The organism is Streptomyces amakusaensis, from assembly GCF_039532665.1.
In the GTDB taxonomy this organism is placed as follows: domain Bacteria; phylum Actinomycetota; class Actinomycetes; order Streptomycetales; family Streptomycetaceae; genus Streptomyces; species Streptomyces amakusaensis.
On the sequence record NZ_BAAASB010000005.1, the window covers coordinates 96,849 to 109,980 of the forward strand.

Annotated in this window: 11 protein-coding genes; 6 read left to right on the top strand and 5 right to left on the bottom strand. The window is 71.9% G+C overall.

Annotated features, from left to right (window positions below; all coding sequences use genetic code 11):
- Nucleotides 1-32: 32 nt before the first annotated feature.
- A complete protein-coding gene (locus ABD371_RS10375) occupies nucleotides 33-1,232 on the bottom strand; it encodes a bifunctional adenosylcobinamide kinase/adenosylcobinamide-phosphate guanylyltransferase (protein ID WP_344475168.1) in 1,200 nt (399 codons plus the stop codon).
- Nucleotides 1,233-1,323: 91 nt separating this feature from the next.
- Here ABD371_RS10375 and ABD371_RS10380 point away from each other — a divergent pair, with 91 nt between their 5' ends.
- Complete coding sequence (locus tag ABD371_RS10380) at nucleotides 1,324-1,530, top strand: hypothetical protein (protein ID WP_344475170.1); 207 nt, start codon at nucleotides 1,324-1,326, stop codon at nucleotides 1,528-1,530.
- Nucleotides 1,531-1,702: 172 nt separating this feature from the next.
- Here the strand turns inward: ABD371_RS10380 and ABD371_RS10385 are convergent, their stop codons facing one another.
- From ABD371_RS10385 to ABD371_RS10400, 4 genes are all read right to left on the bottom strand, one after another.
- A complete protein-coding gene (locus ABD371_RS10385) occupies nucleotides 1,703-2,824 on the bottom strand; it encodes a S1C family serine protease (RefSeq protein WP_344475172.1) in 1,122 nt (373 codons plus the stop codon).
- A gap of 115 nt (nucleotides 2,825-2,939) precedes the next feature.
- Complete coding sequence (locus tag ABD371_RS10390) at nucleotides 2,940-4,802, bottom strand: ABC transporter ATP-binding protein (RefSeq protein WP_381733428.1); 1,863 nt, start codon at nucleotides 4,800-4,802, stop codon at nucleotides 2,940-2,942.
- A gap of 81 nt (nucleotides 4,803-4,883) precedes the next feature.
- The gene (locus ABD371_RS10395; RefSeq protein ID WP_344475745.1) at nucleotides 4,884-5,624 is read right to left on the bottom strand and encodes a class I SAM-dependent methyltransferase; all 741 of its coding nucleotides are present in this window, start codon (nucleotides 5,622-5,624) and stop codon (nucleotides 4,884-4,886) included.
- Nucleotides 5,625-5,713: 89 nt separating this feature from the next.
- Complete coding sequence (locus ABD371_RS10400) at nucleotides 5,714-6,310, bottom strand: DUF3043 domain-containing protein (protein ID WP_344475174.1); 597 nt, start codon at nucleotides 6,308-6,310, stop codon at nucleotides 5,714-5,716.
- Between the two features lie 382 nt (nucleotides 6,311-6,692).
- On the opposite strand from ABD371_RS10400, the gene ABD371_RS10405 reads away from it, so the two are divergent.
- From ABD371_RS10405 to ABD371_RS10425, 5 genes are all read left to right on the top strand, one after another.
- Nucleotides 6,693-7,484 carry a PspA/IM30 family protein gene (locus tag ABD371_RS10405; protein WP_344475176.1) on the top strand — a complete coding sequence of 264 codons (792 nt, stop codon included), beginning with the start codon at nucleotides 6,693-6,695 and terminating at the stop codon, nucleotides 7,482-7,484.
- A gap of 9 nt (nucleotides 7,485-7,493) precedes the next feature.
- On the top strand, nucleotides 7,494-7,781 hold the full coding sequence (gene pspAA, locus ABD371_RS10410) for a PspA-associated protein PspAA (protein ID WP_344475178.1): 288 nt from the start codon (nucleotides 7,494-7,496) through the stop codon (nucleotides 7,779-7,781).
- A gap of 112 nt (nucleotides 7,782-7,893) precedes the next feature.
- Nucleotides 7,894-9,153 carry a sensor histidine kinase gene (locus ABD371_RS10415; protein ID WP_344475180.1) on the top strand — a complete coding sequence of 420 codons (1,260 nt, stop codon included), beginning with the start codon at nucleotides 7,894-7,896 and terminating at the stop codon, nucleotides 9,151-9,153.
- Nucleotides 9,150-9,836, top strand: coding sequence for a response regulator (locus ABD371_RS10420; RefSeq protein ID WP_344475182.1), 687 nt, complete (start codon nucleotides 9,150-9,152; stop codon nucleotides 9,834-9,836). Before ABD371_RS10415 ends, ABD371_RS10420 begins: the two co-directional genes overlap by 4 nt.
- A 155-nt stretch (nucleotides 9,837-9,991) precedes the next feature.
- A complete protein-coding gene (locus tag ABD371_RS10425; protein WP_344475184.1) occupies nucleotides 9,992-13,132 on the top strand; it encodes an efflux RND transporter permease subunit in 3,141 nt (1,046 codons plus the stop codon).

The window sequence follows — 13,132 nt, forward strand, 5'->3', positions numbered from 1 at the left end:
CATTCGCCGAACAGTACCGGGTGCGCGCGGGCTCAGTTCCGGAGTACCAGAGCCTGCCCGGCGACCACCAGCAGCACCTGTTCGCACTCGGCCGCGAAGGCCGCGTTGAGCCGGCCCAGCTCGTCCCGGAAGCGGCGGCCCGACGCGGTCGCCGGCACCACCCCCGAGCCCGCCTCGTTGGTCACCGCCACCACCGTGCGCGGGCTCTGCCGCACGGCGGCGATCAGCTCGGCGACCCGCTCCCGCAGGGCGCGCTCCCCCCGGGCCCGCCACTCCTCGTCGTCCCACGCGCCGGCCCGATCCATCGCGTCGGTGAGCCAGAGCGAGAGACAGTCGATCAGCAGCGGGGAGCCGTCCTCGGCGAGCAGCGGGGCCAGCTCGCAGGTCTCGGAGGTACGCCAGGACCCGGGCCGCCGCTCCCGGTGCAGCTCCACCCGGTCCGCCCACTCCGCGTCGCCCTCGCGCCGGCCGCCGGTCGCCACGTACAGCACATCGGGGAAGGCCTCCAGCCTGCGTTCGGCCTCCACCGACTTCCCCGAGCGGGCCCCGCCGGTCACCAGTGTCCGGCGCGGTACGTCGGGCACCGCGTGGTACTCGCCGACGATCAGCGTGGTGCCGTCGGGCACGGTGCGCGCCCCGGCGGCGGCCAGCCTGCGGTCCAGCTCCGGCCCCCCGGGCACATCGTGGTCGATGTGCACCGCGATGAGATCGGTCGTCGCCCCGATCGCCCCCGACGCGCGCAGCCTGGCGATCGCGTCCGGCCGGCCCACCACGTCCGCGACCACCATCTCGTACGCCGCCAGCCCCTCCGCCAGCCCGGCGGGCGCGCCGCCCGGCGGCAGATACAGCAGCCGGTCGCCCTCCGGCGAGGTCACCTCGTACCCCGTCCCCGGATTGTCCATCGCCACGGCCCGCACCCGGTGCCCGCTGATCAGCGTCAGCACCCGCCCGTCCGGCACCCGGCCCGCCGACGGCAGCCCCGCCGGCACATCCACGGCCGGCCCGTCGTGCGGATGCGTCAGCAGCACCTGCCGTACCCCCACGAGCGAATGTCCGGCCCGCGCGGCGGCCAGCGCCGCCCCCGGCGTCAGATCCAGCAGCAGCGCCCCGTCCACCAGCAGCGCGGTCGCGGCCCGCGCCCCGGGCCCGCGAGCGGCGGCGCACACGGCGCACGGGCAGTCGGGCCGGGGGAGACCGGCCGGGGCGCCGGTACCGAGCAGTGTCAGTTCCACACCCTGATCCTCCCGCTTCCCCGCGCCCCCCGCGCCCCCGGCTACGCTGCGTGCGGGACAGAGATCACCTCAGACCCCCAAGGAGGCGGACATGGCATGGACGTGGCAGTTCGAGAAGTCCGACGGGACAAAGGTCCAGCCGGCGGTCGAGCCGGAGGAGTTCACCACACAAGGAGACGCCGAGTCCTGGATCGGTGAGCACTGGAAAGACCTCCGCGACGGCGGCGCCGACCAGGTCACCCTCTCCGAGGACGCCACCCGGATCTACGGCCCCATGAGCCTCCACACCGCCGAGTAACCCTCTCCTGCTCCGGCCCGGCCCCCCACTGTTGGGGGCTGGGCCAATAAATGAAGCCTCGCTCGGTCCACTCCCTGCGAAGCCAGGGGGAGTTTGAGGCGCGGGGGTTCGGGGGCAGCGCCCCCGACAACGGCCCGCACCATGACACCGGGTCCCCGAGAGCCCCAGGCTCTCAGACTTCTCCCAGCGTCACCTCCGCCGTCCTCTCCTCCCCGTCCCGCACATACCCCACCACCACCTTCTCCCCCGGCTCGTCCGACGCCAGCGCCTCCGCCAGCCCGGTGATCGACGTGATCTCCGACGACCCCACCTTGGTGATGATGTCGCCGGCCCGCAGCCCCGCCTTGTCCGCCGCCCCGCCCTTCACGACCTCCACCACCGCCGCCCCGGCGGGCTGGTAGCTGTCGTCGAGCACGGTCCGCGCGGTGATCTCCAGCGCGGCCCGTCCCGAGTGGGTGACCTTCCCGTTCTGGATGATCTGGTCGGCGACCGTCGTCACCATCGACACGGGGATCGCGAACCCGATCCCGGGCGCGGCCCCCTCGCCCAGCTCCGGATCGGTCGCCGCCAGGGTGGGGATCCCGATCACCTCGCTGTCCAGATTGACCAGCGCGCCCCCGCTGTTCCCGGGGTTGATCGCGGCGGACGTCTGCACCATGTTCCCGATCGTCGCGCCGGTCCCGCCGTCGGTGGCGCTCTCGCTCACCGTGCGGCCGATCCCGGAGACGATCCCCTGCGTCACGCTGCTGGACAGCCCGAGCGGCGACCCCATGGCGAGGACGATCTGCCCCACGGCCACCTTCGACGAGTCGCCGAAGGCCGCGGGCTTCAGCCCGGCGGGAACCCGTTCCAGCTTGATGACCGCCAGGTCCTGCTCCGGGTAGGAGGAGACGAGCTTCGCGGTCAGCGGTTCCTCGCCCGTCGCGACGGTGACCAGGAACGACCGCCCTTCGCCCACCACATGGGCGTTGGTGATCACATGGCCCTTGCTGTCGTAGACGATGCCCGACCCCAGGCTGTTCCCGGCCTCGATCTGCACCACGGACGGCAGCACGTTCTTGATGACGGTCTCGTAGTCGGTCTGGAGCTCGTTCACCGAGGAGGGCGGGGCCGCCCGGGTCGAACTCTCCATCCGCTGCCACGAGGACGCCTCGGTGCGCTCCGGCGCGGGAGTGCCCGAGCAGCCGCCGATGAGGACCGCCGCCGCACAGACCCCCGCGGCCGACGGCAGCAGCCGCCGCCGGAGACCGCGGCGGGCGGTGCCGCGCGAGAGGGGGCGAGGGGATATCTCCATGACCGGAGTATCCCTTTCGCCCCTGTATGTCGGCATGTTGGGCGCCGCCGAACCGGTGACCGGGACCCCTCGGTGTCTACGGACATCCGGCTGCGGAGATCCGACGACCGGCGGTTCAGACCGCGCTCTCGGGCACCGTCGCCAGGAACTGCGTCGCCGCCAGCTCCCCGTACAGCGGATCGCCCGCCACCAGCTCCTGGTGCGTCCCCACCGCGCGCACCCGCCCGGCGTCCATCACCACGATCCGGTCCGCCAGGGTCACCGTCGACAGCCGGTGCGCCACCACCAGCACCGTCACCTCCCGCGACACCTCCGCGACCACGTCCCGCAGCGCCATCTCATTGACCGCGTCCAGCTGGCTGGTCGCCTCGTCGAGCAGCAGCAGCCGGGGCCGCCGCAGCAGCGCCCGCGCTATCGCCACCCGCTGGCGCTCGCCGCCGGAGAGCTTGGAGCCCCGGTGTCCCACCACCGTGTCCAGCCCCTCCGGCAGCCGGTCGACCAGCGCGTCGAGCCTGGCCCGTACGAGCACCTCGCGGATCTGCCCGTCCGTGGCGTCCGGCGAGGCGAAGACCAGATTCTCCCGGAGCGTTCCGGCCAGCACCGGGGCGTCCTGCTCCACATATCCGATGGACGCGCGCAGCTCGGCGGTCGGCCAGTCGCGCACATCCCGGCCGTCGATCAGGATCCGGCCGCCGTCGGCCTCGTAGAACCGCTCGATCAGCCCGAACACGGTCGTCTTGCCGGCCCCCGAGGGGCCGACGAACGCGGTCATCCCCGCGCCGGGCACCTCGAAGGAGACCCCGTGATGGACCGGCGGAAGATCGTCCCGGTAGCGGAAGGAGACGTTCTCGAACGCGACCGAAGCCGCCTGCCCGGTCTTCCCCGCCGGGGTGGTCCGCCCGGTGCTCTCGGCGCTCTCGGTCTCCTCCGTGCTCTCGGTCTCCTCCGTCTCCAGGCGCTCCGCCTCCACGATCCGCGCGATGGCCGCCGAGCCCTCCTGGTACTGGGTCGCCGCCTCCACCAGCTTGGACACCGGGTCGATCAGATAGAAGAGGAAGAGCAGGAACGCGACCAGCGTCGAGACGGAGATCGCACCGGAGGCCACCCGCGCCCCGCCGATGCCGAGCACCGCGAGGAAGGAGACCTGCACCGCGAGCCCCACCGAGGACCAGGCCACCGACTCCCACTTCGCGGAGCGGACGCCGTGCCGCCACGCGTCCTCGGCCGCCGCGCCGATGATCGCGGTCTCGCGCTCCTCCGCGCCGGACGCCTTGAGGGTGCGGAAGGCCCCGAAGGCCCGCTCCAGCCGGGTGGAGATCTCGCCGACGGCCTCCTGCGAGCGGGTGGCGGCCTGGGCGATCTTCGGCATCACGAGGCCGACGCACCCGCCGATCAGCACGATCACCCCGAGGGTGACGCCGAGCAGCACCATGTCCATCATGCCCATCATCACGACGGTGGCGACGGCGGTGAGACCGCCGGTGCCCGCCGCGACGATCGACTGGGTGGTGACCGCGCGCAGCAGGGTCGTGTCCGAGGAGATCCGGGACATCAGATCGCCGGGCTGGGACCGTTCCATCTCCGGCAGCTTGAGCCGCAGCAGCCGTCCGATCAGGGTGCGGCGGGCGGCCAGCACCACGGATTCGGCGGTACGGCTCAGGATGTATCCGCCGGTCGCCTCGATCACCGTGCCGAGCACCACCAGCGCGGTGAGCGCGATCAGGATCCCGGTGACCGACTCGTCCTGGCTGAGGCGGTCCACCAGTTCCTTGGCGGCCAGCGGCTGCATCAGCCCGGTGACCGCGCCGACCAGCGCGAAGACCGCGCCGAGCGCGACCAGTCCGCGGTGGGGACGGAAGTGGGCGTACAGCGCCCGCCAGGTCTCCCCGGCGGAGAGCCCCGGGGTCGTGGGGCCGTTCTTCTCGGTCGTCGTCTCGTTCTTCTCGGCGGTCTGGGCCGGGATCTCTGCTCTGCTCACTTGAGGGGGGACGCGAGGGAGCCGCCGTTGCCTGACTCCCTCGCGGAAATCACCGAAATCACCGGTGGGGCGGACGGGACTTCAGGAATCCCGGGCCCCGCACAGATGCAGCAGCGCCGCCACCCTGCGGTACGGGTCGGTCCGCCCGGCCCGGTCCTCGGCGGCCAGCAGCCGCTCCAGCGTGTCCCCGTCCGGCACGGGCGCGTCCGCGCCCCAGCCGGTGAAGACCCGTACGCCGTACCAGGCGTGCAGCGGGGCGGCGATCCCGGCGAGCGTCGCGGTGAGCGCCTCCAGCCGGTCGGCGCGCACCGCCGCGCCGCGCCGGTCGGTGCCGGGGTCGGCGTCGAGCGCGGCCAGCGCCCCGTCCCAGTCCCCGGCCAGCCCCGGCCCGAGGGCCAGCGCGTCGGCGTTCCGTACGAGGAGGGAGAGCAGCCCGCGCGGGGCGAGCATCCGGGCCATCCCGGCGAGCGTGGCGTCCGGGTCCTGTTCCTGCGACTCCATCAGCACACGGTGGCAGAGCACCACGTCGAACGCGCCGGGGAGGAAGTGCACACCGGTGTCGCGGCAGTCGCCCTCGACCAGCCGGACCCGCTCCCGGATGCCCTCGGGCTCGGTCGCCAGGGCCTCCCGCGCCGCGCCGACCAGGGCGGGGTCGGACTCCAGCCCGGTGACCTCGTGCCCGGCGCGGGCCAGCCGCAGCGTCTGCACGCCCCGGCCCATGCCGACGTCGAGGATCCGCAGCCGCTGGCCCACCGGGAAGCGGGCCGCTATCTGCTCGTCGAGCCGCCGGGCGAGCAGCTCCTGCCGGACGGCCTCCAGCAGACCGCCGGGGGCCTCCCCGGGGCCGTCGGCGAACGGGGTGGCCACCGGGGTGCCCGGCACCGCGTCCACGGCGCCGGGAGCTTCCGTACTCAGGGCCGCTCTCCGCGCTTGACCTGCGGCTTCGGCAGCCGGAGCCGGCGCATCTGGAGCGTACGCATCAGGCCGTAGGCCACCGCGCCGCGCTTGGGCTCGTCCGGGAAGCGCAGATTCAGCTGCTTCTTCAGCCGGAGGCCCAGACCGATCGAGTCGATCACGATCATCGCGATGACACCGAGCCAGATCAGCAGCGCGATGTTCTGGAGCTGACCCACCTGGATCATGCTCAGGATCAGGATCAGCACCGCGAGCGGCAGGAAGAATTCCGCGACGCAGAAGCGGGAGTCCACGTAATCACGGGCGAAGCGGCGCACCGGACCCTTGTCGCGCGTCGGGAGATAGCGCTCGTCACCACTGGCGAGCGCCTCCCGCTGCCGCGCCAGGTCCGCGCGCCGGGCGTCGCGCTGGCGGCGCATGGCCGCCTTGCGGTCCAGCGGCTGGGTGGCGGCACGGCGGCGCTGGGTCTGGGCCTCACTCCGCTTGGGGGTGGGGCGGCCCTTCGGGGCCTCGGGGTCACGGGACTGCTGGGAGAGGTCGGCCGTCACCTTGTCGGTGGGGACCTTCTCTGTCTTGGCACGGCTACGGAACACAAAGCCCAAGGGTACGGGGTGGGGCGCGGGTACCCAACGCCGGAGGGGAACGATCCGGCAACGCCCCGTCCCCCCGGCGGCCCGGAATCCGGCCGGTGACAGCCGTACACAGGCCGGTGACAACCGTACAAAGGTGGGTATAGGGCAAGGAAAGCCACGAGAAAATGGTCATGCTTCCGTGTTTGCCCCGGGTCTCCTGAGGGGTTCCCTGACGGTCGTCTACTCCTTGCGCCGGATCAATGGCACCGCGCAGTCGTCCTTGGGGATGAGCGCATCCGCGTCCGAACAGTGCGGTAATGGATGCAGGGCCCGTACTGTGGGTTCTGGAGTGCTGAAGCTGTAGTCCGTCAGAAGGGGGCGCGCGAAGCCCATGAGCGGTGTCATGAAGCGTATGGGGATGATCTTCCGCGCGAAGGCGAACAAGGCCCTGGACCGGGCCGAGGATCCGCGCGAGACCCTTGATTACTCGTACCAGAAGCAGTTGGAGCTGTTGCAGAAGGTGCGCCGGGGAGTGGCCGATGTGGCGACCTCCCGCAAGCGCCTCGAACTCCAGCTCAACCAGTTGCAGGGGCAGTCCGCCAAGCTGGAGGACCAGGGCCGCAAGGCGCTGGCGCTCGGCCGGGAGGATCTGGCGCGCGAGGCGCTCTCCCGCCGTGCCGCCCTCCAGCAGCAGGTCAGCGATCTGGAGACCCAGCACCAGACGCTCCAGGGCGAGGAGGAGAAGCTCACCCTGGCCGCCCAGCGGCTCCAGGCCAAGGTCGACGCCTTCCGCACCAAGAAGGAGACCATCAAGGCCACCTACACCGCCGCCCAGGCGCAGACCCGGATCGGCGAGGCCTTCACCGGCATCTCCGAGGAGATGGGCGATGTGGGTCTGGCGATCCAGCGGGCCGAGGACAAGACCGCCCAGCTCCAGGCCAGGGCCGGCGCGATCGACGAGCTGCTGGCCTCCGGCGCGCTCGACGACCCGACCGGGACGGCCAAGGACGACATCGCCGCCGAGCTGGATCGCATCTCCGGTGGTACTGATGTAGAGCTGGAGCTCCAGCGGATGAAGGCCGAGCTGGCGGGCGGCTCCGGAGCCTCGAAGCAGGCCATCGAGGGCGGCGACGGCACCGGCCAGGACGCCCAGGGACAGCGGAACGGCACCAGGCCCAACTTCGACAAGCAGTAGGGACTCGTCATGATCGTACGGATCATGGGGGAGGGGCAGGTGAGGCTGGCCGACGGCCACCTCGCCGAGCTCGACAAGCTCGACGACGAGCTGCTGGCCGAGGTGGAGCGGGGGGACGAACCGGGCTTCCGGCGGACCCTCACCGCTCTGCTGGACCGGGTCCACGACCTCGGCGAGCCTCTTCCGGACGACGCGCTGGAGCCGTCCGGGCTGATCCTCCCGGGTCCGGACGCGACCCTGGCGGACGTCCGGGCGATGCTCGGCGACGAGGGCCTCATCCCGGACCCGGCCGGCTGACCGCCCACCGGGGCCGCACCGGGACCGCACCAGGACTGCCCGCCCACCACCCGTTCGCACCCGTCCCGCCCACCCGGCGGAGCGGGTGCGACACGCCGTAACCTTGCCCGACGTGACCTCACTCGCCACCGGGCTCGCCCGCACCCAGCGCTGGCTCCGCTCCCACCCGATGGCCTTCGACGGCGCGCTCGCCGTCGTCGTGCTGGTTGCCATGATCGTCGGCTCGCTCGCCGTCAGCGGGGTGCACGGACCCCAGTTCGGCAACCGCACCCCCGACGTACGCAGCGTGCTCCTGATGGTCGTCGTCTCCGTCGCGCTGGTGCCGCGCCGCCGCAACCCGATGGGCGTCCTGATCTTCACCAGCGCGCTGTCCGCCCTGGAACTGAGTTTCGGCGACCCCTCCGCCCCGGTCGCCATGAGCGCGGTCATCGCCCTCTACACCGTCGCCTCCCGCACCGACCGGCCCACCACCTGGCGCGTCGGACTGCTCACCATGACCGGGCTCACCGGCAGCGCGATGTTCTTCGGCTCCACCCCCTGGTACACCCAGGAGAATCTGGGCATCTTCGCCTGGACCGGCATGGCCGCGGCCGCCGGGGACGCCGTCCGCAGCCGCCGCGCCTTCATCGACGCCATCAAGGAACGCGCCGAACGCGCCGAGCGCACCCGCGAGGAGGAGGCCCGCCGCCGTGTCGCCGAGGAGCGGCTGAGGATCGCCCGCGACCTCCACGACGTCGTCGCCCACCACATAGCCCTGGTCAATGTGCAGGCCGGCGTCGCCGCCCATGTCATGGACAAACGCCCCGACCAGGCCAAAGAGGCCCTCTCGCACGTCCGCGAGGCCAGCCGCTCCGCCCTCAACGAACTCCGCGCCACCGTCGGACTGCTCCGCCAGTCCGGCGACCCCGAGGCCCCCACCGAACCCGCCCCCGGCCTCGGTGTGCTCGACGAACTGGTCACCACCTTCCGCCAGGCGGGGCTGCCGGTCGAGGTGGCCCGCGCCGACGACGGCATCCAGCCGCCCGGCGCGGTCGACCTCGCCGCGTACCGGATCATCCAGGAGGCGCTGACCAATGTGCAGAAACACGCGGGACCGGGGGCCCGGGCCGAGGTGAGCGTCATCCGGGTCGGCCGCACCCTGGAAGTCACCGTCCTCGACGACGGCGGCCCCGAGGACGCCCCGGCCCTCACCCCCGTACCGGAGACCGCCCGGGAGAGCGCCCCGGAGACCGAGGGCGGCCACGGCCTCCTCGGCATGCGCGAGAGGGTCGGCGCGATCGGGGGCCGCCTCAGCGCGGGCCCCCGGTACGGCGGCGGCTTCCGGATCCAGGCGATACTGCCCCTCACGGCCCGGACGGGAGACGACGGATGACGATCAGGGTGCTGCTCGCCGACGACCAGACGCTGCTGCGCAGCGCGTTCCGGATCCTGGTGGACTCGGAACCCGACATGGAGGTGGTCGGCGAGGCCGCGGACGGCGCGCAGGCCGTCGCCCTCGCCCGCTCGGAACGCGCCGACGTCGTCCTGATGGACATCCGGATGCCCGGTACGGACGGACTCGCCGCCACCCGCGCGATCACCGCAGATCCGGAGCTGGCCGGGGTCCGCGTCGTCATGCTCACCACCTTCGAGGTGGACGAGTACGTGGTCCAGTCGCTCCGCGCCGGAGCCTCCGGCTTCCTCGGCAAGGGGGCCGAACCCGAAGAGCTGCTCAGCGCGATCCGCGTCGCCGCCGGCGGCGAGGCCCTCCTCTCCCCGGCCGCCACCAAGGGGCTGATCGCCAAATTCCTCGCCCAGGGCGGCGACTTCGACGACGACCAGCGGTCCGAGGCGTACTCCCAGCGGCTCGCCGCGCTCACCGTCCGCGAACGCGAGGTGCTCGTCCTGGTCGCCGGGGGCCACTCCAACGACGAGATCGCCGAACGCCTCCGGGTCAGCCCGCTCACCGTCAAGACCCATGTGAACCGGGCGATGGCCAAGCTGAGCGCCCGCGACCGCGCCCAACTCGTCGTCATAGCCTATGAATCGGGTCTGGTCCGCCCAAGGGTGGAGTGAATCTCCCGCGCTGTGTACTGCGGTTGCGGTATGAGCGGCATAAGGAAACGGGACCTGGGGCCGACGGACGGGCCCTTCTCATGGCTGATCGTATAAACGCGGGCCCCGATCCCGCCCGCCATGCCTGCCGCGCACGCCACAGAAGAGAGTCCCCAATGTCCTGGCTGTCGAAATTCAGCCTGTCGCAACGCGCCCTCATAGCGCTGATCTCGATCGTGGCGATCGCCTTCGGAGCGATCGCCATACCCCAGCTCAAGCAGCAGCTTCTGCCCTCCATCGAACTTCCGATGGTCTCCGTGATCGCCCCCTACCAGGGCGCGTCTCCCGATGTGGTCGAGAAGCAGGTCGTCGAGCCGCTCGAAAGCTCCCTCGAGGCTGTCGACGGCATCAAGGGGATCACCTCCACGGCGAGCGAGGGCAGCGCCGTCATCATGGCCAGCTTCGAGTACGGGGACGGTGCCAAGCAGCTCGTCGCCGACGTGCAGCAGGCGGTGAACCGGGCCCGCGCCCAGCTGCCCGACGACGTCGACCCCCAGGTCGTGGCCGGCTCCACGGACGACATCCCCACCGTCGTCCTCGCCGTCACCTCCGAGAACGACCAGCAGGCCCTCGCGGACCAGCTGGAGCGGACCGTCGTCCCCGCCATCGAGGACATCGAGGGCGTCGCCCAGGTCTCCATCGACGGCGTCCAGGACCTCCAGGTCTCCGTCACCCCCGACGACCGGGCGCTCGCCGCGGCGGGTCTGAACACCGCCGTACTCGCCGAGGCGCTGAACGCGGGCGGCGCGACCGTCCCCGCCGGCTCCTTCGACGAGGACGGCAAGAGCCGCACCGTCCAGGTCGGCGGCGGCTTCACCAGCGTCCAGCAGATCGAGAACCTGCGCCTGGCCCCCGCGCCGCCCGCCAAGGGCGGACCCGTACGCCTCGGCGACATCGCCACGGTGAAGCAGACGCCGTCCACCGCCGTCTCCCTCACCCGCACCAACGGCAAGCCGAGCCTCGCCGTCCTCGCGACCATGGACAACGACGGCAGCGCCGTCGCCATCTCCGAGGCGGTCCAGGAGAAGCTGCCCGAGCTGCGCAAGGACCTCGGCGACGGCGCCGAGATCAGCGTCGTCTCCGACCAGGGCCCGGCCGTCTCCAAGTCGATCTCCGGCCTCACCACCGAGGGCGCGCTCGGCCTGCTCTTCGCCGTGATCGTGATCCTGGTCTTCCTCGCCTCGCTCCGCTCCACCCTGGTCACCGCGGTCTCCATCCCGCTCTCCGTCGTCCTCGCGCTGATCGTGCTCTGGACCCGGGACCTCTCGCTCAACATGCTCACCCTGGGCGCGCTCACCATCGCCATCGGCCGGGTCGTGGACGACTCGATCGTGGTCCTGGAGAACATCAAGCGCCACCTCGGCTACGGCGAGGAGCGCCAGGCCGCGATCATCACCGCGGTCAAGGAGGTCGCCGGAGCGGTCACCGCCTCCACGCTGACCACCGTCGCCGTCTTCCTGCCGATCGGGCTCACCGGCGGCATGATCGGCGAGCTGTTCGGCTCGTTCTCGCTCACCGTCTCCGCCGCCCTGCTGGCCTCGCTGCTGGTCTCGCTGACCGTGGTGCCGGTGCTCTCGTTCTGGTTCCTCCGCGCGCCCAAGGCCGTGCGCGGCATGGACCCGGACGAGGCCCGCCGTGTCGCGGAGGAGAAGGAGGAACGCAGCAAGCTCCAGCGGGCGTACGTCCCGGTGCTGCGCTTCGCGACCCGCCGCCGGATCACCAGCGTGGTCCTCGCCGCCGTCGTCCTGGCCGGCACCTTCGGCATGGCCGGACTGCTGAAGACCAACTTCTTCGACCAGGGCGAGCAGGAGGTCATGTCCATCAAGCAGGAGCTGCCCCCGGGCACCTCCCTGGCGGCCTCCGACGCCGCAGCCGCGAAGGTCGAGAAGGTCCTCGCGGGCATCGACACGATTGAGAACTACCAGGTCACCATCGGTTCCTCCGGCTTCATGGCGGCCTTCGGCGGCGGTACGGGAGCCAATCAGGCCTCGTACCAGATGACGCTGAAGGACGCGGGCGACTACGAGCGGACCCGCGACCGCATCGACACCGAACTCGGCGCGCTCAAGGGCATCGGCGACACCACGATCGCGGCGGGCGACGGCTTCGGGAACCAGGACCTGAGCGTCGTGGTGAAGGCCGCCGACCCGGAGACCCTCCAGAAGGCCGCCGAGGCGGTGCGGAAGAAGGTCGCCGGACTCGACGATGTCACCGACGTCCAGAGCGACCTGGCCCAGAGCATCCCCAGGATCTCGGTCAAGGGCAACGACAAGGCCGTCGAGGCGGGCTTCAGCGAGGCCGCCCTCGGCATGGCCGTCGGCCAGGCGGTCCGGGGCACCCCGGCCGGCAAGGCCGTGCTCGGCGACACCGAGCGCGACATCGTCATCACCTCGGCCAAGCCCGCCAAGACCATCGAGGAGCTGCGGAAGCTGCCCCTCGGCCCGGTGAAGCTCGGCCAGATCGCCGAGGTGAAGCTCGCGGCGGGCCCGGTCTCGATGACCCGGATCGACGGCGCCCGCGCCGCGACCATCACCGCCAAGCCGACCGGCGACAACACGGGCGCGGTCTCCACCGCGCTCCAGGCCGAGCTGAAGTCCCTCGACCTCCCCGAGGGCGCGACCGCCGCCATCGGCGGTGTCTCCGAGGACCAGGACGAGGCCTTCGGCTCGCTCGGCCTGGCGATGCTGGCGGCGATCGCGATCGTCTTCATGCTGCTGGTCGCCACCTTCCGCTCGCTGATCCAGCCGCTGATCCTGCTGGTCTCCATCCCCTTCGCGGCGACCGGCGCGATCGGCCTGCTGATCCTCACCGGCACCCCGATGGGCGTCCCGGCACTGATCGGCATGCTGATGCTGATCGGCATCGTGGTCACCAACGCCATCGTGCTGATCGACCTGATCAACCAGTACCGGGCCCAGGGGTACGGAGTGGTCGAGGCGGTCGTCGAGGGCGGGCGGCACCGGCTGCGCCCGATCCTGATGACGGCCCTGGCGACGATCTTCGCCCTGCTGCCGATGGCGCTCGGCGTCACCGGCGAGGGCGGCTTCATCGCCAAGCCGCTGGCGGTCGTCGTGATCGGCGGTCTGATCAGCTCCACGCTGCTGACCCTGCTGCTGGTGCCGACGCTGTACGCGATGGTCGAGCTGCGCAAGGAGCGCCGGGCGGCCAAGAAGGCCGCCAAGCGCGGCGGGCCCCCGGCCGGCCCGCGCGACCCCGGCGCGCCGGCGGCGGCGGAGCCCGCCCCCGCCAACGCCTGA

Coding starts and splice junctions, on each gene's coding strand:
- ABD371_RS10380 (WP_344475170.1), top strand. CDS start 1,324: ATGGCATGGACGTGGCAGTTCGAGAAGTCCGACGGGACAAAGGTCCAG.
- ABD371_RS10385 (WP_344475172.1), bottom strand. CDS start 2,824: ATGGAGATATCCCCTCGCCCCCTCTCGCGCGGCACCGCCCGCCGCGGT.
- ABD371_RS10405 (WP_344475176.1), top strand. CDS start 6,693: ATGAAGCGTATGGGGATGATCTTCCGCGCGAAGGCGAACAAGGCCCTG.
- pspAA (WP_344475178.1), top strand. CDS start 7,494: ATGATCGTACGGATCATGGGGGAGGGGCAGGTGAGGCTGGCCGACGGC.
- ABD371_RS10420 (WP_344475182.1), top strand. CDS start 9,150: ATGACGATCAGGGTGCTGCTCGCCGACGACCAGACGCTGCTGCGCAGC.
- ABD371_RS10425 (WP_344475184.1), top strand. CDS start 9,992: ATGTCCTGGCTGTCGAAATTCAGCCTGTCGCAACGCGCCCTCATAGCG.